Genomic DNA, 17,014 nt, shown 5'->3' on the forward strand with positions numbered 1-17,014 from the left:
TACAAGCTCTTAGCCTTCCGTATATTGTTTGATCTTGTCAACCCGCAAGTCGCACCATTCATCATGTGTGCCGTCTGCCTTGTAAACTGTTACGACTGGCATTGATCGGTATCCCAGCTTGCGGAACCGTTCGTAGTCGTCCGCGTCTGCTGTGACTGTTTGCACTGGCATTACACGTGACAGTTTTAATACTGTTCGCCGGCACTTTTGACAGCGCGGCTTCGTATAGATAATTGCGTTCATGTGTTTCTCTTCTCTCGATAGTTTCTCAATGATCCGAAATTCAACATCGTACATATTTCCGTAGTCAGTGTTCCATACTCTAGTCATCGGGGTCGCCCGCCCATTCAAAAGAAAAGCCATGGCAGTGCTTACGCTTGCCGTGAAGGCACGTAGACACGTTCCCTCTGCTTAGCCCGAGGAGTTCCGCTGCTTTTGTTGCACTGCTAAAGAAATAGCGATGCCCCGAACTAGTTATTGCGTAAATTGGCCGTTCAAGTGCTTCTGCTATGCGCTTTCCGTGAGTGCCGTACCTGTTGTTGTAAAGCACTGTGCACCATTCAATGTTTTCCACTCGGTTATTGCTTGGGTTCTCGTCCCTGTGATTAATAGCCGGATATCCGTTTTGGTTTGGTATGAACGTAGTGGCTACGAGACGGTGAACCCACCATTTTTTAGCGTTCCCGTCTCGATATAGAGTTACCATGTGATATCCGCGGCTATTGCACCAGTCTGCGAGCGTTCTTCCGTTTGTGAATCGGCCATACTTATCTTTATGAGCAAGGCTTCTCACCCTTCCCATGTTGCTGACTTGATATAGACCTTCGTAACCTTCAATGTCTTTCCAGATTTCCTTTTCGCTCATGATAATCACCTCTCAAACGTAATATATGGCTGTCGTATTGTGATCCGAATATTCGACCAGCTCAAACGTTTTGTGGGCAACAACCCCGAGGTCATCAGTCCAGCGGTCATTAGGTTTCCGCGTTGATACTTGACGCTGAACGAATCCGCCTAGGTCTTTGCTCATCTCTGAATGGAGATGCCCCGTGAACAGTTCGCGATTCTGTGCTGTGCCTAACATGAAGCCGAACTCATCAAGATATTTTGCAAGGTAGTTGTTCTTACCTTTATCACCATGAGTGGCGCCAATGAAGTTATGGCCTAACATTGTGCCTTTGTAATGCTTCAGTGATATATCCCAAGTGATGTTCGACTGGTTGCTGTAGGCACGTTTCAATAGACGTGCAAACATATATCCAACTGACGGGTCGTGGTTACCTGGCGCATACATGACCTCACACTCATTGGCATTCTTAATGATTGCTTCAATCAGTGTCTCGAAGTATTGCTCCATTTCGTTCACAGTCTCGCCTAGGTCAGTTGTTTCGAGCTGTGTGCCCTTTGCTGTGGTCGAGTTGATATTATCCACATGAGCAAGATCACCGCCCAGAATGAGCAATATTTTGGCGTAGTGGCCGCGTTGAATGATCTCTAGTTGCCGTTTAAGCGATTCAGCATATAGGTCGAATGTGTGGCCGTTGAAATGTGTATCAAAAGCAGGAATGACCAAATAGCGATCTGATTCCACAAAAATAGGAGCCTTAGCTTGATACGGCTCCTTGTGTGTGATGATGTCATTCATCAATGATTCATATTGTTCTGCTTCAACTAGCGGCCTGATTTGTATCTTGCTTTGATACAATGTCGCTTCAGGCGTCTGCTTCCAAAAATTGCTTGTGGCACGTACAAGCTCCCACTTGGTGTAATCATACCCGTGAGCTTCTAAAACCTCTCTAGGCGTCATTTTGTGACCCCTGACAACTTTTAGAATGGTTTCACTGGACTGTGTGCCGTCTGAATCGTATTCATTCTTTAGCGGTTTTTGGAACTCGATGCCAAGCCGTTTTGCTTTACCTTGAAGCGCATCATAGCTAATCCCGAGCTTGTCTGCCGTCTCTCGTCTGGTAAAGCCTTCAGAGGCGAGCTTCCTAATGTCACTGATTTGTTCATCTGTCCACTGCATCTACTCGCCTCCGAAAATATAATGTCCGTGAGCAGTTTGATGACGCTGCTCACATTCTCATGAAGAACTTCCCGAGTTCTTAAGCCCTCGGATTAGGCCCCGAAAGCTTTTTTGTTGCTTAAAAAATTTCGATGAGTTAGAATTAAATTGTTCCCAACAGATACTCATTTTCACTCCTTTGTAATACCCTTTCTTTAGGCTCTCGGCCCCCAACCGAGGGCTATTTTAGTATCTTCTATAAGGAATGTGCTAATATATATATGTGAGCAGTGGCCTTTCTCCTCCAAGTCAACCGCTGCTGCTCACACAAGTATTCCGTTTTTTCATTCTTTTGGCCCTTGGACTGGTCTCTGAGGGCTTTTTTGTTGCACAAAAATAGCACCTCACTTTAGCGAAGTGCCATAGTCCGGTGCCTACTCATGTGGTTTACCAGACTTGATCCAATGCAACCGCCGGGAGTCGAACCCGATAATAGAGGCCACAAAGTTAATCCTCCGGTTGCTGCTATCCGAGGCGATGGTTTCTGAGCCCTCGGTTTCGGTGGTTCCCACATTACCTTGAAGTGCAAGGTATGTGACCACGCTTTATACTCACCCACTAGTCCGCGCTAGCAAGCACGCCGGGCTTTACCGGTAATATCGCTGGTCGGGATTTGCACCCAACATAATCGAATCCTCAGATGTACGAGCTTGCTTTATCGTACACGACGATCTCACTGAATTCAGCGTCTACCTATTCCGCCACAGCGATTTGCTCGCTCTCCCAGTGTCAGATGGGGTCATCGCAAGCTGTGTCCGGTCGCTAAACTGGACAATGTGGCATGCGGGAATCGAACCCGCCTGACTATCACGGTCAGTCCTCATTGCCACGCCTTGCCACAGCTTTATCATCACTGAGGCTCGGAGGAAAAATGCGGTGTCTCAGGTTTCTCACCTTTGGCACAATACAATCATAAGGGATTCCGTTTTTAGTTCGCCACTCATTTATCAATCAATTAGTCCTCAAATAGTCCTCATTCATCGATCATTTATTGCTCACTACTTTTTCTGGGTGTGACGCCAAAGTACCAGGCCGCTGCTAACAACGCATTTTTCTTTCTGCGTGTGTAGGTTGCTGCAGATATATCGAGAATATTCATTGCATCACCGTCTGGCGTATCTGTTTCTGGCCCATCGCAATAGCGCACCCTTAATAAACGCTGATGTGATTGTTTCGGCATTGATGCAATACAACTGTCGCACCATTCACAGAACTTACGTGCCGATTCTTGTCTTTCCAAACGCTGCTGTGCATACAGCGGACGCTGAACAGTGCTGGCAGAAGTTCCGTCTCCCCATGCACTAGTGATCTTTGGATTGACTGGCGCCTTTATGAATCCACGCTCTGCTCGGTATTTATTTAGGATATTTTCGACTGCTTCCCGATCCTTTTCATCGCTAATTGATAAAAGCTCCATCACAAGCGCCACCCCTTATGGTATAATTAAATTTGTAAAAGTTTTGGGGATAAGCGTGCCTTCGTGGTGCGCTTTTTTGATGCCTTAAACGTGCGTTCAACATGTGCGTTTGCTATACTGTCATTGGAGGCCAACTCCTAATCTTTGATTTCATTCACTCTCAATCGTACGTTTGGCCTCCGGCGCGTCCTTCATCAGACGCGCTTTTTGTTTACGATCATTTCCCTCTTTTCCAGTTAGCCCACATCCACATTGAAGCACCTGCGATGAGCAGCATGACGGCAATCATCTGTTTCATTTCTGCTTCTCTCTGATTGCATCCGAAATGTCCCAAAGTGCAAACAAGACTGCTATCAGTGTCAAACCAGTAAATGTTTTGTAAGCTCCAAAATTCATATATTTTGCAGGTAAAAATGAAGACGCCAGAGCTAATATGAAACCAAGCCATGACATGAAACGGTAAGGACTTATTTTCATTGCTTTCCCTCCAATAGCTCCGGATTCCCCCTGAACTTAATCTCTCGTTTCATTTCTCCGCCTCCTCGCCAGAAACTTCTCGCAGCATGGTGTCGAATCCAACTGAATGGCCTACTTTTGTGAAACGCTCGTCCACGTCTTTTTTGTCAAACATTGCGTCTTCAATTAGTCCACGATTAGATCTCAAAGTGTGCACATATTTCTTCCCGCGCCGAATGAAAATGAAGTCTCGCCATTTTGGGTCGCTCACCCACGGGTTTCGAATGATGTCGCCTTTAACTAACTTCATTTTTCCGCCTCCAATTTCACGATTTCGCCGGTTTTCTCAACGCGCCATACACCTAGCACCCATGCAAGGGCGAAGGTGTCCTCATGTTCAAACGTCATCCATGGAGATAAAGAAACTACTGCGGCGTAGCTCATCGCTCCGGATAGAGAGAATTTTTTGTGTTTGAGTTTTACAATCACATCGCCTACCGCTTTCGGAATAACCGGCAGATTATCTGGCAAGGATGTGCCATATTCCTCCAGATAATTTGGCTCATCGCCACAGTAGTATGGGCTTCCGGTTTCGCTGGTATATGCGTCAGAAACCTCGGCGTAGCATTCTGCTAATTTCTCCAACACGTCCCGCTTCGTCTCTGTCATAATTTCCTCCCACAAATTGGGCAATAGTTAATTGCCTTATCCAAAACGACTGATACTTCTCTAAACCGGTTCATTTGTGTGACACACAACTTTGGGTGCTGGTCTTCTGGTGATTTGATTCGTGCCTTCACCCGTCTGTACAGCTTCGTTTTGCGAACAAAGTCGAAATATTCTGTCTTATCTGAAATAGCTTTGCCGTAATGTGCATGCTTTGATTGTGGGTCGGTTTCATGACAATATGGGCAGTTTTTCTGCTTTTCGGTTTCATCTGGCAGGGCGGCGTCATAGTCCTTCATATATTTAATTAAGATTGGGTCAAACTCGCATCCACCGTGTGCTTCTTCTCCTTGAAGTCCCCAACTGTGAACATAATCGTCCCATTCTCTTAGTGCCTTCTCGAACACGTCCTGCTTCGTCTCATTGCTCATTGTCTTTCTCCTTTCTAGCTCTCACGAACCCCGCGTGTTTGAGAATAAGAATGCGATCTGCGTCAGTTATTGTGGTAGCTTCTCCATGGTTCATACCAGCTTCCCATACGGTATCACTGGGGTTTCGTTTGTATATCTCCTCAATGAAAGCTGGGTTTATCCAGCTACCGTCTTCAAGCTCAACGAATGCCATCGTCAGTCACCTCCAACTGTTCCTTGTTGTAATCGATGATGCGTTGATAGCCATCATGTGCTTGCCACGCGCAATCATACAGGCCACACAGATCAAGTTTGTTGATCGCATTGTTCGCGGCATCGATGGCCTTTTGCGCAGCGTCTATGTCGGCTTTATTCGTCATCGTCAGTCACCTCTTCTTTTTCGCAGTATTGCAAGCCGTAGTGCTCGATCTCTGCTTCGGTGAACTTGCCACGAAGTTCTTTATCCGCTGGGCAAATCGTTAACAAATCTGTATCGCCGGACTTGTAATACCAAACCTCTTTGGTATGTGGCACCTTAACGTTGTATTTCTTCTCCTTTGCCACGGTGTAGCCGTTGACGTAAGCATTCATCAGCGGCTCTTCGTCATCATCGCCATAGAAAGCAATGCTGGCTGCTGGGAACTTGCCGCTATGTGCACGTTCAACGATTTCGGCTTGCTCCTTGGTTAGGACTACCTTTTTAGGCTCCTCAACGAACGTGACAACGTGGCCGCCATACTTTTCCGCCCATGCAAGCGCAACATCAATATTTCTTACAGCGGTTCCTACCGGACTGTTCCACCAAGGTGCCGTACGCTCAACGGTCAAGTATTCCCCATCATCGTTCTTTACCGCGTACAGTTTTTCTTCACTCATTTTTCGTCCTCTACTTTCTTGATAATCAGTGGTTCCGGAATATTGACTTTAATGTCATCACCACGGGTGTTGTGCGATTCCGTGTGCTTGGCCATGTTCTCGTTTATCCATCGGATACACTGAGATTGATACTTGGCTCGATAATACTCGGTTTCTGTGTTTAATCCTGCTACTACGTACATTTGTGTGCCTCTCATTTCGCGCTGACTGACTTCACAGCCTGATCTGAATAGTCCTTGATGCTCTGCGCGTCTTTGATTGCCTGTGATAAGTCATTGTTTGCCTGTTTGGCGGCTTCTAACTGTGATGTAAGGTCGTTGATTGTCTGTTGCTTAGCATCGACCTCAGCCTGTTTCTGGGCAACTGCTTGCTGGCCTTCAACGATCTTTTGCTGAATCTGGGCATCTTTGTTTGCCATGTCGTTTCCATATTGCTGTTTTAGGGCCGCATACTGTGCCTGCGCGTCAGACAACTGATGTTGCAAATCGGACAAGCTAGATTTTGAAGCGTGAATCTTAGCCGTCAGCTTGTCGATATTGTTTTTGGTCTCCACGATGTTCTGGTGACCTTGCCAAACATTGTCGGCAATGGTGGTTGCACCGGCCCCAAACATAAGTCCTGCTAAAACAGTTACTGTAAATGTCAATTTTTTGTTCATGATTTTTTCTCCTTAATCGATCTCTTCTGCTTCAATCTCAACACGTGGTTGATCGCTGTACCATTTGCCAACATGGATTTCGACTATTTGGTTGTCGTCTTCCCACAAAATTCCGGTAAGCGCGTCCGATACAGACTTGTAGTAGTTGTCTACATCCGGCTTAACTGTCGGCCTAACTTTGCCTTCTTTTTTTCGCCTTATTAAGGCCTTACTGCCAGACTTTTGAAGCTGACGGTATATTTCCATTGACACCCTTATCGGACCGCTTAGAGGCTCAATATTGAGCTCTGACGCTACGCTCTTAACGTGCTGCTTGTAGTTTCTTGATTTAGTCGGGTCGTAAGCATGACCCATTCGCGTGAACCTCGGCCGTCCTTGTGGTACTGGGTTGCCAGGTATCGTTAGCCTTATCACGCTGGTTTCACGTCCTTCAGATAGTATTGACGTTGCTTGCCGTCAACCATCTCAACCGTTGCGATTAACTCTTTAGGCGCATTGTTTTCAAAAGCAACTGGCTTGTTAATATCTTGTCTTGCTCCTCTGGCGTTGTATCGTTCAATCCTGATGATTCGTGCCACACCGCCAAGATCACGCACGCCCATGAATACTCGATCAGGAACCATAACCAGATCACCGACCATCATTTTTGTTTTAATTGCTTGCATTTGAAGATTCCTCCTGTAGTTTCTTGCATTCTCACTCGCTAAATTGCTAACGGCTCACGATCTCTTCATGGCCGTTGTTGCGGCGCGGTAACTTGATCTCAAATTCGCTTGCAACTCGCTTCACGAACGTTGTTGACTTTCCGATCCGTTTTGCAACGTCAATCAGCGTGTTACATTGTGAGGCCGCTTCTGCAATTCCGCGTGCGTATTTGGCACGGGCTTCTTTTCGCTTTTTTGAAATCTTTTCAAGGCCATTGTTGACTGAAGTTTTCAAAGTATCGCTGTCATCAACACCAGCTACCGCACGTTTCTCGACAATCGCTTTCTTTGATACAACAATCCGGTTGTTGAACTCTTGCTTCTCGATTTTTGAGAATGCTTTGATTTTCGAGATGTCTAGCATTGCTGAGTTTTCATAGCGCTTAAGTAATTCAGCCTTGAAGTCGCGCCACACTTTGTCTCCCTGCTCGTATAAACGCACTGTTACTTGTGTCATGATTTTGCCTCCTGCTAACAATTTTTGGCTTCTGCCAAATGTGGTTTTCAACGTTTCCTTAAAATGGAAATGGATATATAATTGTGTGGTACCAAATACTCTTAACAAAGGGGTGATTCCATTGGAATCATTTTTGGTGCTAACTGTGAAGTAATGGTTTGAAGTTGTTGCGTCCTCGTTTCCTGCAAACGTTATTGTAGGTGCATCGATGCGTGCGCAAGTGGGCGTCAATGAAGCGACAACAATCGAATCAGTTCATCAGCAGTACTGGGCGACGATACCAGTGAAGTGATGAAGATGAGTGTCAGATTGTCAACGGATCAAAATTTCGCGGTCCCCAGTTGCTGACACGACTGGGGATTTTTTTAATCAGACTAATTTGTTGAGATCAAAGTCAGGAAATTCCTTTTTGATTTGCTTTAATAGCTTGATACTCGGATTAGAAAAACCGTCTTCAACTTTGATCCAGTGAGATTGTGAGCATTTGATCTTCCTAGCAAATTCTCGCTGCGTTAAACCTATAGATTTTCTAACAGACTTTAAATAAGAATTTCCGCTCATGATTTCTTCTCTCCTTGCTTATCAGGCCTCAGTTCGTCAAGGCTAACGCCTAGAGCATCCGCAATTCGGATCATCGTTGAGAATGACGGATCTTTGCTTTGACCGGTTTTGATTGAATAAATAGTTGTTGGATTTTTATACCCAGCAACTCTGGAAAACTTCCTGATACTGTAACCTTTTTCACGCATAAGCCTTTCAATGATGTGCCACATGTTTTCATCCTTTCCAATCAGAATGGCAAATCATCATCTTGGATGTCTATCGGCTGGCCATTATTAGCAAACGGATCCGTGGTATTCGCTCGTGAAGCATTTGGAGTCGTTTGACTCGCGTTCGTGGTCGCTGCTGCTGATGCATTGGCTGTTTGCTGTGATTTAGGGTTGTTCTGAGACGCCTGTCGTGACTCAAGCAAAGCAAAATTATCAACGATTACCTCGGTCACGAACACTTTCTGTCCTTGCGCGTTATCGTACGTACGCGTTTGAATACGGCCTTCGATGCCAACAAGTGCACCCTTATGAGTGAAATTTGCAAAGTTCTCAGCCGACTTGCGCCAGATCTGGCAATTTACGAAATCAGTTTCCCGTTCTCCGTTTTTGCTCTTGAATTTGCGGTCAACGGCCAGCGTGAATGATCCTGTCTCCGTGCCACTTTGCGTGTAACGCAAGTCAACATCTCTTGTCAGCCGGCCTGTTAGTGAGACACTGTTTAGCAATATGCTTCCCTCCTAATTCTTTTCGCCCAATGCTCGTAGCTTTTGCAATTGCTCAGCCAATTCGGCTCTGTCTTCTGCGGACGCTTTTTTGTGTTCTGGTTTGTAACCTGGTTTAGCCCAATCAGGCAATTTCTCATTCCGAACTGGCTTGCCGTAACGGCGCTGAGGCTGATTCGTTTTGCGTTCACTATCGTTTGCATCGACAGCAGCAACCGTGAGAAGACGCTTGCTTTCCCAGTTTTTCAAGATGCCGTTGACGTACTTGTAGTTTCTGACATTGCTTTCAACCGCAGTCCGCAGCGCATTTAGGACCAGCTTCTCAGGTTCAGGTGATCCTGCTTTTCGCATGTCAGCAACCCAATCAACAAGGCTTTCTCTGGTGAACGGTGACAGTTGTCCAAACCCGTTTCCTTCCCAGAAATTGCAAATATCAAGAATTGATGATGACGACGATGACGGTTCTCCAGCAGGTCTCTCTGCTGCCTTTACTGGAGCAGTAGTCTGTTGTCGTTTAGTTTTGTCTAGTTTAGTCTCGTCTTGTTTAGTGTATGTGCTACTGTGTTGCCTACTAGGTTGTAAACTACCTTGTAAACTGTGTTGCCTACTAGGTTGCCTACCGTGTTGCCTACTATTTGACATACTGTCATCATCTTGACTACTAGGTTGCCTACTATCTGACGTACTAAGTTTTCGTGAAATATCGATGACTGAGTAGGTCGTTGCCTTAACACCGTTAGTTTGAAAATCTATCAGCCCTGACTGCTTTAGCGCGTTACGGGATTTGACGATGCCCTGACGGCTTAAACCAGTCAACGTTTCAAGTGTTCGATTCGGCATATTGAATTCGCTTGGCCAGCCTAGCTGGTTACATTGGTAAACCAGCCCATGCCATAATGCTATCTGTCCTGTGCTTAGCGGATTAACGCTTTGCTGAATGTAGAACTCTCGAATTAGCTTGAATAAATCCATGCGGTGAGTCACCTCCTACTCGACCAGATCGTAGAGGCTGATGATCTGAGTCAGATGCTTAGTTGCCCGGCAATACTCACAGTGCTCACACCGTTTTGGTTCTTCTTCGCCGTTCTTAACGGCTTCAATGCGTGGCTGTAGTTCCTTAACTCGTTCCAACCAATAGTCCAGCAAATCTTGCGGCATTGAGACCGCCGCTTTATCTGGCGGATCCTGCTTTGATACTGCGATGATGACAGGCACGGCTTGAACGCCATATTGCTGTCGAATTAGCTCCTGATACACGGCCATTTGCAGTGGGTAGTTGTAAGCCTCAATGAAAGAACCATAGCGATGTTCTTCTGGTAGATAAAAACGCTTGTTGATGTCCATGGTGGTTTTCAAGTCAGCGAAGTATTTATGGTTATCCGCTAAGCAGTCAAGTTTGCCTTTCCAAGCCACCCCACCGATCTCGCCTTTGACAATGACTTCTTTTTTTCCTTGATAGAACTCTTTGAACTTAGGATCTGTTCGCAAAGTTCTAATCATGTTGTCAGCAACTTGATATTCTCTTTTGAGCTGTCCTTTTGTTGCACCGCGAGTTGAAATAATCTCTGGATGTTCCTGCTTAAACTTGTTGTGCGCATAGCGGCTTTGGAAGTAGCTGTGAAGATAGTTGCCGACCAACAAGGCCGTTGGGTCGCGCTTGGGCTTCCACTCGCCCTTCAATTCCGCCAAAGCCTCGGCCTCGCAAGCCATGAACTTTTTGAACCAAGTTGGGGACTGATACTGCCAATCCATGCGATTGCTGTAATAGTTTCTACTTGTTAACTTGGTTCTGGAAGAGGTTCGCGACTTCTTTGTCGGTAACCGGCCTATGCTCAGCTCGGTCTGGTTGGCTGGTTTCTTTTGGCTTTGTCTCTTTGGTTTCCTTGGCATTTGCAGCATGTTTCGGCTCCTCCTTCGGCTTGCTATCAATCAGGTCATCAAAGTTTGGCGTGACGTCCTTCGGTTCCGCGTTGTCATATTCATCGGCCGTGGTGTCATTGACGGCCCCAAGTAAAAGGTCGTTGTCAGAACTTGAGTTGATGAAGAACTTGGCAGCCCGGTTGAGCACCGTTCGCTTAGCCATTTCCTCGGGGAACTCTTGCTGAACCTTTTTGGTTTTGGCATGACTCCAGCTTTGATCAATCTGCTTCTTGGTCATGATGGTGAAGTTCTCAACGCCATTGTTATCGACGATGACAGCAAATGCTGCGGCAATAGCGTTGTCCTGATTCTCAATACGCGGCTCGAATACTTTGACGACCGTCCGGCCTCGATCAGAGCCAATTTGGAATTTATCGCCTTCCCGAACAACCTCGGCCCAAACATCCTGCACATTATCCAAACGCTTCAGGATCGCCAGGCTACCAAAGTACGAGCGCATCAGGGTCAGGTCTTTGCCGTAAGGAATGAAGTAAACCTGATTCTTAGCTGGGCTGAGACCCTGAATCACCATATTAAGCAATGCTTTAGCTTGCGATTGCGGGCTAGTTTTATCTAACAGCGATGGCCCTTTGCTGTTATCTGATAGCGTGAGCCAAGCCGAATTCAGCGCATTGCTAGGGCTATAGTTCGCCGGAAGTTTCAAGCCTTCATTCTTCTGCATCTCAGTGATGCGGTTGTTGACACTTGCTACAATTTCATTAGCCATTTCTGTTCCTCCTAGTAGTCATATTCAGTCGCGCCAAGGCTCATTAAGAAGTCAATGACGTCATATTCGTTGACGAGTTCGTCGTGGTATTCAAGGTAGGTCTCGCCATCAACCAGCGATGGCCTTGCCAATCCAGAGGTGGCTCTTCCTCTTGTCGTGCCTGGCGATTTTGATACTCGTTCAATGCCGCCGTGTTCCAATCTGGTTCAAGCATGGCGGGCACCTCCTTTTCGTGATAAACTTGACCTATAAATTAATTTGCTTTGTTTTTCATGTCCCGTGGTTGCCGCCATGGGATTTTTTTGTGCGCATTTGTTGAGCATCCGTTGACTAAGTTCGAACATCCAAAGCCAACCGCGATCAGCATGGCCTTTATAGATCACGTTTTCGACCTGATCGTGCACGTCTTGCCAATACTCTTTGGTATCTCGCATGTGCTTTCCTCCTATTCAATCCACTGCTTCCATCCGCCCACCGCCGTGGCACCGATCAGGATACCGAACATGCCAACAATAAAGAATTTCCAGAACAACGCGCTCGGGTCTAGCAGTATCGATAAGATTGCTTCTAGCATTGCCTATACCCCCTGCTGACGTGCAAACCAACGTTCCATCTTTTCTGGCTCAACACGTTGTGTCTTACCGGGACCGACAAATGGAGCACCTTTTTTCTTCCAACGGCTCACTGTCGCGGCAGAAACCTGATAGTGTGCCATAACATCTTTTGGCGTCCAATAAACTTTGGGCTTAAAGGGCTTGCGTGTCCTTTGCGGCTTAGTGGGATCGATCAGTGTAAATCCTTGTTCCATGCCTGCTCATCCTTCCTCATATAATGAAGTTTCTGGTAATGCGGGAGCCTTTCGCTGAAAAGATCCATGATTGAGATGCCTAGCATTTCGCAAATAGCATTTAGTTCGGTTAGATCTGCGACTGTGCTATCAAGTTTCTCGAATGCGTATGCTTTCAAGTTTTTAGCGTCATCGCGTGTAAAGTTGGGGTCATTAGCAAGGCCCTCAATGTCGTGCTTGATGAAAGAAGCTTTCTCCTCGTCTTCTTCTCGTTTATCGGTGACTAAAAGCCCGCGTAAATCGTGGTATATTCCGTCACCGCTAAACAGCTTAGGGATTCCTAGAAACAAGTTAGCCATTTCATAGCTTAGTTCGCTGTCATTCATCGAATTGGCAATGTCAGTAGCCTCGTTTGCTCTAATGGGAGTTCCATGAAAATAGTTGTTGATCGTTGAGCGCCCTAATTTTGCTGCATAAGCGATCACCTTCTGTGGCGTGTTGGTTCTAGTAGCGAACCTATTCAAAGGGCTACTAATTGTTGCTTTCATACGTTCCACTTCCTTTAAAAGATGAAATATTGGTGGATATTGATTCATGCTAGAGAGGGCTATGATTAACCCATAGCAAGTTGATCAGAGACGTTCCGTTGAACCTCCTTATGATCTAGTTCAATGATTTGCATCAAGGTATTGTCATCGAATGCTGACCAATAAGATGCAGTGTGTTCTGGATGATCTGTGGTCAGATCCTTAATCATGTCCTTACGATCCATGTGACTCACCTCCTTAACTTGAAAACTGAATATTGTGTGATTGCCTCCCGCCGAGTGCGATAATTGCATCGAAGGGAGGTGATAAAAATGTGGGACGTAACCTTCATAAATACCCAGACCGGTTTGCCGAAGACCATTTATGGAGTGATTTCGATCGTCGCAGAGATGGGAGACAAGACCGAACAATTCAGTCCGCTAACCCTCGTTCACGAAAAAGCAAGACTACGCGGATATTCGTTTACGGTCTTCACTGTCAACGAAGATCCATTTTCACTAGGCACTAACTGGATTCCAGAAAGTGCTGATGGTGACTAATCTTTCGGGGCATCCTTCGGGGTGTCTCTTGTATTTACAAGCACAGCCACAAGCAATGTTCCGTAGGATTTGAAGCCGTCGTACCTGTCATACAAATTCGTCAAGTGTATATTTTGCAGCTTTTGGTCTCCAGACTTAAGATGTTCAGTTATTTCCTGGGTGAGTTCTTCCCAGCTTTGAAGCTGTCTCTTGTCATGTTCTTCCCAGTTTTGAATCTGGTGTTCGTCGTGTTCTTTCTTGCTCATCGTGTCACCTCCTCTCGCTGAGCGGGAATGTGTTTACTTAAAGTTGACTGATATTCCAAAAAAATAAGATCCGGCTTTGTTTTTAATGCAGTGGCAATTTTAAATGCCAATTCATAGCTGACACGGCGTTCTCCGCGTTCGATCAATGAATAATATCCTTTGCTAATGCCAATCATATTTGAAATATCTTGCATTGTAAGATGAAATTCCTTGCGGCGTTCTTTCAGCTTTTCGTTCAAATGATCACCTCCTAATCAACTTTATGTAAACACTATAATCTACAATTAGTAAACTGTCAACTAAAAAAGTGAACTTTTTTTAAACTTTGTTGAGTTTACAATTTGTATACACTATTCTATTCCTATGAGGTGATATGATGAGCTTCGGAGAAAGACTAAAAGAACTTAGGAACGAAAAGAAGATGACCCAATCTGATGTCGGAAAAATTATAAATGTCAGCAAAGCGTCTGTTTCTTTATATGAAAAGAACGAAAGAACTCCTGACCAAGATTCTATTAAGAAACTAGCCAGTTACTTTAATGTTTCTACCGACTTTTTGCTTGGGGTTACTGATGTTCGCTCAAAGCCGGAGCAAATTGACATATCAGATTCAAAAAATGACACCATCATGACTTTTGAAGGTCGCCCCATTCCGCCTGAAGATCTTGAGATAATCAAGAGACTTCTTCGAGGTGGCAAACATGATGACTGATTTTACTAGTGACATGCTGAGAGAGGTTTTAAACTACGGATTTGACCGTGGAGTTGGGGCTGAGCTGACATATCAGCTGAAGCCGTACACTCCGTCAGTTTCTAATCCTGAAACACGTTGGATCGCGGTTAATATGAACTGGCACAAGCCTAAGCAATTGCCTTATCAGGCTGCACACGAAATCATGCACGTTCTACATCAAGATCCAGCTTGTCTGTATTTCTATTCAGCATCAAAAAATAGTATTGAAGGTGAAGCTAACATAGGAGGAATCCAGATTCTCGTTCCCTTATACTTTGCTTACATCGATAAAGAAGATGCTAACCTGAATCAATTTATGGAAGCTTTTGACATTCCTGCACCAATGGAAGACACTGCTTTGGAAGCAATAAAAGAATTTTACATTAATTAATTGTTAGTCCAGATACGGAAGACGGTAAAAGCTGAAAACTATTTATGGAGGAAAACAAAATGGCAAAAAAGGTAATGGGTGCTGACGGTAAGCAATATAAGGTGAAGAAGCCTTTTTACAAACGTGTGTGGTTTTGGATATTGGTTATTGTTGTGGTAGCAGCAATTGGCGGTGGCCTCAACAATAAGGGCAAATCAAGCAGCGAATCCACGGAAAAAACCGCAGTTAGCAAAACGGATAAATCATCTTCAAGTACATCAAAAAAGGACAGCGGCAAGATTACTCGAGCAGACTTTGACAGCATCAAATTGGGTGATTTGATGGAAAACGGCAATGGTGGTGCCAAATTAGATGATTTAAAAGCCCAGTTTGGGAACCCGTCCTCTACTTCGAGCAGTACCACAAATGGAGTTAAGACTGATCTTGTAACGTGGACTAATGTTGAGGGTGGCTGGGGAGCTAACGTAATTGTTTCCTTCACCGACGGAAATGCGTTCAGCAAGAATCTTACTGGCTTCAAGTTAGGCCGCAAGCAAAAGATTACTTTGGCAGATTTCAACGCGTTCCAGGACGGTACAAAATACGCTGACTTCACCTCAAAATGGGGACAACCCGACTACTACAATGAAAGCCTTATCGGCGGTCAAAAGAATGTTGTGGCCGGTTATACATCTGGTGTAAAAGGTGATCTGGGTTCCAACTTCAACGTGACCTTTACAAATGATGCTTTAAGCGGGAAAACCCAGTCCAATATGAAATAGCCCTTTTACAGGCCCCTACTTGGGGCTTTTGCTGGGCACAAAAATAGCCCCGGTGGCGAGGGCTAATAAGCAAACCAAGTAAACACGGTCAGTACAATGTAAGGAGATGTCTGACACGAAAATTGAAACAATGTGTGCCGAATGCCGCGATTATAAATCTAGTGCTGTCGCGGAAGTAACTGATGACGAATCACTGAAATTTATATGTCCTAGGGGTCATACATTTCATGCAGTATTACGCACCCCTCTGTATGTTCCGATATTTGAAAATGCTTTACGAGCGTATGATGATGAAGAATACTATGAGTGCTATCTAAGCGCAGTTACGAGCTTGGAAAAATTCAGAAACACAGCTATCAAAGCTTACTTTTGGTCAACAAACAACCACAAACCAATGGACAAAATCATTGATAAATCACACGCTATCAAGTATTCAGAAAGATCTATTGCTTCGTTTGCAACGATTTCCCTACTACTATTTGGAGAATCAGCAATTCCTATGTTGAACAAAATGTACGATTCCACAGAAAAACGCAACAGAGTTATTCACGGGACTTTAATCCCAACAAAGGGTCTTTGCGAAGAAGTAATTAAGAATGTTTACCAAGTCGTCAAGTTTTTCCAAATTAGCTGGATTGACGACGATGGGTACTGTCCCATCTCAAATTATCAGGATGCGATTGCCACGGATAACTATGAGGCAATTATTAGCAACAAAAAAGAGCATGAGCTCGCAGTTCTTGTAGGAAAACTTTACACTCTGTCAGCTATACAAGTGGTACATAAGGATAAAGAACTAGACGTAGAATTCAATCGAAGCTTCAAAATAATCATGGATATCCACCACAGAGTTTTTTGGTGATCATATAGATAATGAATCAGGTTGGATAACCAATTGCCCACTACTTTTTTCAAAATAGACATTGTCATCAATAACAGCCGGACGATCATCTGAAATACCCTGAATTCTGATTGTGGAATCACTGGGTAAAGACTCTAAATATTTCACAAAATCCTTCACCTTGACAATTCCATCTTTCAAATCATATGAATAACTATAACCTAGCTTGTCTTCATTCATCATCATCGCTCCTCTATGTGAATGTCTAGTTATCTTTCACTGATTATATCATAAAGAATTTCGTACTAATCATTCAGAACGTCATCACCGCCGAGATCCGGGATAAACTACATCCAGGCTCGTAGCTTTAAAACTCAGTTGAACTTGCGTTGTGTCGTTCAGCGCAGGATGAAGCTGTATATCATTGACCAGGTTAATTTCGGTTCCATTTACAAAAACATGTCCTTCTTTTATCTCAACACGATTTTCCATTTTAGTCACTGCCCTTCTAGTCGCTAATGAACAATATTCATCTAATTA

The 17,014-nt window shown here is 44.8% G+C and carries 37 protein-coding genes; 5 read left to right on the top strand and 32 right to left on the bottom strand.

Going from position 1 to position 17,014, the window contains the following annotated elements; genetic code table 11:
• Positions 1–9 precede the first annotated feature (9 nt).
• The 28 genes from ACWP87_RS06060 to ACWP87_RS06195 all read right to left on the bottom strand — a co-directional run bounded on the left by ACWP87_RS06060 (position 10) and on the right by ACWP87_RS06195 (position 13,188).
• Positions 10–330 (bottom strand): thioredoxin domain-containing protein, encoded by a 321-nt coding sequence (locus tag ACWP87_RS06060; protein ID WP_015764918.1) that lies wholly within the window; start codon positions 328–330, stop codon positions 10–12.
• A complete protein-coding gene (locus ACWP87_RS06065; RefSeq protein WP_014569481.1) occupies positions 323–865 on the bottom strand; it encodes an NUMOD4 domain-containing protein in 543 nt (180 codons plus the stop codon). The genes ACWP87_RS06060 and ACWP87_RS06065 overlap by 8 nt, the downstream gene beginning before the upstream one ends.
• 12 nt (positions 866–877) lie before the next feature.
• Positions 878–2,026 (bottom strand): GcrA family cell cycle regulator, encoded by a 1,149-nt coding sequence (locus ACWP87_RS06070; protein ID WP_014569480.1) that lies wholly within the window; start codon positions 2,024–2,026, stop codon positions 878–880.
• 1,027 nt (positions 2,027–3,053) lie between these two features.
• Positions 3,054–3,482 carry an ArpU family phage packaging/lysis transcriptional regulator gene (locus ACWP87_RS06075; protein WP_005711378.1) on the bottom strand — a complete coding sequence of 143 codons (429 nt, stop codon included), beginning with the start codon at positions 3,480–3,482 and terminating at the stop codon, positions 3,054–3,056.
• A gap of 217 nt (positions 3,483–3,699) precedes the next feature.
• A complete protein-coding gene (locus tag ACWP87_RS06080) occupies positions 3,700–3,930 on the bottom strand; it encodes a hypothetical protein (RefSeq protein WP_015764917.1) in 231 nt (76 codons plus the stop codon).
• Between the two features lie 78 nt (positions 3,931–4,008).
• Positions 4,009–4,248 carry a hypothetical protein gene (locus ACWP87_RS06085; protein ID WP_014569479.1) on the bottom strand — a complete coding sequence of 80 codons (240 nt, stop codon included), beginning with the start codon at positions 4,246–4,248 and terminating at the stop codon, positions 4,009–4,011.
• A complete protein-coding gene (locus tag ACWP87_RS06090) occupies positions 4,245–4,607 on the bottom strand; it encodes a hypothetical protein (protein ID WP_015764916.1) in 363 nt (120 codons plus the stop codon). Before ACWP87_RS06090 ends, ACWP87_RS06085 begins: the two co-directional genes overlap by 4 nt.
• Positions 4,604–5,035 (bottom strand): hypothetical protein, encoded by a 432-nt coding sequence (locus ACWP87_RS06095; protein WP_014569478.1) that lies wholly within the window; start codon positions 5,033–5,035, stop codon positions 4,604–4,606. Before ACWP87_RS06095 ends, ACWP87_RS06090 begins: the two co-directional genes overlap by 4 nt.
• Positions 5,025–5,228: a hypothetical protein gene (locus ACWP87_RS06100; protein WP_029943632.1), complete on the bottom strand. Its 204-nt coding sequence runs from the start codon at positions 5,226–5,228 to the stop codon at positions 5,025–5,027. The genes ACWP87_RS06095 and ACWP87_RS06100 overlap by 11 nt, the downstream gene beginning before the upstream one ends.
• On the bottom strand, positions 5,215–5,394 hold the full coding sequence (locus ACWP87_RS06105; protein WP_015764915.1) for a hypothetical protein: 180 nt from the start codon (positions 5,392–5,394) through the stop codon (positions 5,215–5,217). Before ACWP87_RS06105 ends, ACWP87_RS06100 begins: the two co-directional genes overlap by 14 nt.
• Entirely contained in the window at positions 5,384–5,890 is a 507-nt protein-coding gene (locus tag ACWP87_RS06110; RefSeq protein ID WP_014569477.1) for a DUF1642 domain-containing protein, read from the bottom strand. The genes ACWP87_RS06105 and ACWP87_RS06110 overlap by 11 nt, the downstream gene beginning before the upstream one ends.
• Positions 5,887–6,072, bottom strand: a complete 186-nt coding sequence (locus ACWP87_RS06115; RefSeq protein WP_014569476.1) for a hypothetical protein — start codon at positions 6,070–6,072, stop codon at positions 5,887–5,889. The genes ACWP87_RS06110 and ACWP87_RS06115 overlap by 4 nt, the downstream gene beginning before the upstream one ends.
• An 11-nt stretch (positions 6,073–6,083) precedes the next feature.
• A complete protein-coding gene (locus ACWP87_RS06120; protein ID WP_014569475.1) occupies positions 6,084–6,548 on the bottom strand; it encodes a hypothetical protein in 465 nt (154 codons plus the stop codon).
• A gap of 12 nt (positions 6,549–6,560) precedes the next feature.
• Positions 6,561–6,962: a RusA family crossover junction endodeoxyribonuclease gene (locus ACWP87_RS06125; protein WP_014569474.1), complete on the bottom strand. Its 402-nt coding sequence runs from the start codon at positions 6,960–6,962 to the stop codon at positions 6,561–6,563.
• Complete coding sequence (locus tag ACWP87_RS06130) at positions 6,959–7,213, bottom strand: hypothetical protein (protein ID WP_014569473.1); 255 nt, start codon at positions 7,211–7,213, stop codon at positions 6,959–6,961. The genes ACWP87_RS06125 and ACWP87_RS06130 overlap by 4 nt, the downstream gene beginning before the upstream one ends.
• Positions 7,214–7,259: 46 nt before the next feature.
• Positions 7,260–7,709 carry a hypothetical protein gene (locus ACWP87_RS06135; protein ID WP_014569472.1) on the bottom strand — a complete coding sequence of 150 codons (450 nt, stop codon included), beginning with the start codon at positions 7,707–7,709 and terminating at the stop codon, positions 7,260–7,262.
• Positions 7,710–8,078: 369 nt separating this feature from the next.
• Complete coding sequence (locus tag ACWP87_RS06140) at positions 8,079–8,270, bottom strand: helix-turn-helix domain-containing protein (protein WP_015764330.1); 192 nt, start codon at positions 8,268–8,270, stop codon at positions 8,079–8,081.
• Entirely contained in the window at positions 8,267–8,482 is a 216-nt protein-coding gene (locus tag ACWP87_RS06145) for a helix-turn-helix domain-containing protein (RefSeq protein WP_014569471.1), read from the bottom strand. Before ACWP87_RS06145 ends, ACWP87_RS06140 begins: the two co-directional genes overlap by 4 nt.
• A 17-nt stretch (positions 8,483–8,499) precedes the next feature.
• Positions 8,500–8,985 carry a single-stranded DNA-binding protein gene (ssb, locus tag ACWP87_RS06150; protein ID WP_014569470.1) on the bottom strand — a complete coding sequence of 162 codons (486 nt, stop codon included), beginning with the start codon at positions 8,983–8,985 and terminating at the stop codon, positions 8,500–8,502.
• Positions 8,986–8,997: 12 nt separating this feature from the next.
• Complete coding sequence (locus ACWP87_RS06155; RefSeq protein ID WP_014569469.1) at positions 8,998–9,954, bottom strand: DnaD domain-containing protein; 957 nt, start codon at positions 9,952–9,954, stop codon at positions 8,998–9,000.
• Positions 9,955–9,969: 15 nt separating this feature from the next.
• Positions 9,970–10,734 (bottom strand): PD-(D/E)XK nuclease-like domain-containing protein, encoded by a 765-nt coding sequence (locus ACWP87_RS06160; protein ID WP_014569468.1) that lies wholly within the window; start codon positions 10,732–10,734, stop codon positions 9,970–9,972.
• 19 nt (positions 10,735–10,753) lie between these two features.
• Positions 10,754–11,629: a recombinase RecT gene (locus ACWP87_RS06165; protein ID WP_014569467.1), complete on the bottom strand. Its 876-nt coding sequence runs from the start codon at positions 11,627–11,629 to the stop codon at positions 10,754–10,756.
• Between the two features lie 43 nt (positions 11,630–11,672).
• Complete coding sequence (locus ACWP87_RS06170; protein ID WP_015764913.1) at positions 11,673–11,843, bottom strand: hypothetical protein; 171 nt, start codon at positions 11,841–11,843, stop codon at positions 11,673–11,675.
• On the bottom strand, positions 11,836–12,063 hold the full coding sequence (locus tag ACWP87_RS06175; protein ID WP_014569466.1) for a hypothetical protein: 228 nt from the start codon (positions 12,061–12,063) through the stop codon (positions 11,836–11,838). The genes ACWP87_RS06170 and ACWP87_RS06175 overlap by 8 nt, the downstream gene beginning before the upstream one ends.
• A gap of 11 nt (positions 12,064–12,074) precedes the next feature.
• Positions 12,075–12,203, bottom strand: a complete 129-nt coding sequence (locus ACWP87_RS06180; protein WP_014569465.1) for a hypothetical protein — start codon at positions 12,201–12,203, stop codon at positions 12,075–12,077.
• 3 nt (positions 12,204–12,206) lie between these two features.
• Complete coding sequence (locus ACWP87_RS06185; RefSeq protein WP_015764912.1) at positions 12,207–12,437, bottom strand: helix-turn-helix domain-containing protein; 231 nt, start codon at positions 12,435–12,437, stop codon at positions 12,207–12,209.
• Complete coding sequence (locus ACWP87_RS06190; protein ID WP_014569463.1) at positions 12,416–12,964, bottom strand: hypothetical protein; 549 nt, start codon at positions 12,962–12,964, stop codon at positions 12,416–12,418. The genes ACWP87_RS06185 and ACWP87_RS06190 overlap by 22 nt, the downstream gene beginning before the upstream one ends.
• Positions 12,965–13,029: 65 nt before the next feature.
• The gene (locus tag ACWP87_RS06195) at positions 13,030–13,188 is read right to left on the bottom strand and encodes a hypothetical protein (RefSeq protein WP_014569462.1); all 159 of its coding nucleotides are present in this window, start codon (positions 13,186–13,188) and stop codon (positions 13,030–13,032) included.
• Positions 13,189–13,275: 87 nt separating this feature from the next.
• Here ACWP87_RS06195 and ACWP87_RS06200 point away from each other — a divergent pair, with 87 nt between their 5' ends.
• A complete protein-coding gene (locus ACWP87_RS06200) occupies positions 13,276–13,503 on the top strand; it encodes a hypothetical protein (protein ID WP_014569461.1) in 228 nt (75 codons plus the stop codon).
• On the opposite strand, the gene ACWP87_RS06205 is transcribed toward ACWP87_RS06200, so the two are convergent.
• Both ACWP87_RS06205 and ACWP87_RS06210 read right to left on the bottom strand, forming a co-directional pair.
• Positions 13,500–13,748: a hypothetical protein gene (locus tag ACWP87_RS06205; RefSeq protein ID WP_029943629.1), complete on the bottom strand. Its 249-nt coding sequence runs from the start codon at positions 13,746–13,748 to the stop codon at positions 13,500–13,502. The genes ACWP87_RS06200 and ACWP87_RS06205 overlap by 4 nt on opposite strands.
• Complete coding sequence (locus tag ACWP87_RS06210) at positions 13,745–13,987, bottom strand: helix-turn-helix transcriptional regulator (protein ID WP_014569460.1); 243 nt, start codon at positions 13,985–13,987, stop codon at positions 13,745–13,747. The genes ACWP87_RS06205 and ACWP87_RS06210 overlap by 4 nt, the downstream gene beginning before the upstream one ends.
• 137 nt (positions 13,988–14,124) lie before the next feature.
• Between ACWP87_RS06210 and ACWP87_RS06215 the strand changes: the two genes are divergently transcribed.
• The 4 genes from ACWP87_RS06215 to ACWP87_RS06230 all read left to right on the top strand — a co-directional run bounded on the left by ACWP87_RS06215 (position 14,125) and on the right by ACWP87_RS06230 (position 16,495).
• On the top strand, positions 14,125–14,460 hold the full coding sequence (locus ACWP87_RS06215; protein WP_005714743.1) for a helix-turn-helix domain-containing protein: 336 nt from the start codon (positions 14,125–14,127) through the stop codon (positions 14,458–14,460).
• Positions 14,450–14,872: an ImmA/IrrE family metallo-endopeptidase gene (locus tag ACWP87_RS06220; protein ID WP_014569459.1), complete on the top strand. Its 423-nt coding sequence runs from the start codon at positions 14,450–14,452 to the stop codon at positions 14,870–14,872. The genes ACWP87_RS06215 and ACWP87_RS06220 overlap by 11 nt, the downstream gene beginning before the upstream one ends.
• A 59-nt stretch (positions 14,873–14,931) precedes the next feature.
• Positions 14,932–15,633, top strand: a complete 702-nt coding sequence (locus ACWP87_RS06225; protein WP_014569458.1) for a DUF3862 domain-containing protein — start codon at positions 14,932–14,934, stop codon at positions 15,631–15,633.
• A 106-nt stretch (positions 15,634–15,739) separates the two neighbouring features.
• Entirely contained in the window at positions 15,740–16,495 is a 756-nt protein-coding gene (locus ACWP87_RS06230) for a hypothetical protein (RefSeq protein WP_003606998.1), read from the top strand.
• Here ACWP87_RS06230 and ACWP87_RS06235 read toward each other — a convergent pair whose 3' ends face one another.
• Positions 16,496–16,714, bottom strand: coding sequence for a hypothetical protein (locus ACWP87_RS06235; RefSeq protein WP_016364974.1), 219 nt, complete (start codon positions 16,712–16,714; stop codon positions 16,496–16,498).
• Between the two features lie 84 nt (positions 16,715–16,798).
• Entirely contained in the window at positions 16,799–16,966 is a 168-nt protein-coding gene (locus ACWP87_RS06240; RefSeq protein WP_016364973.1) for a hypothetical protein, read from the bottom strand.
• Positions 16,967–17,014: the final 48 nt, after the last annotated feature.

The organism is Lacticaseibacillus sp. 22 (assembly GCF_055413445.1).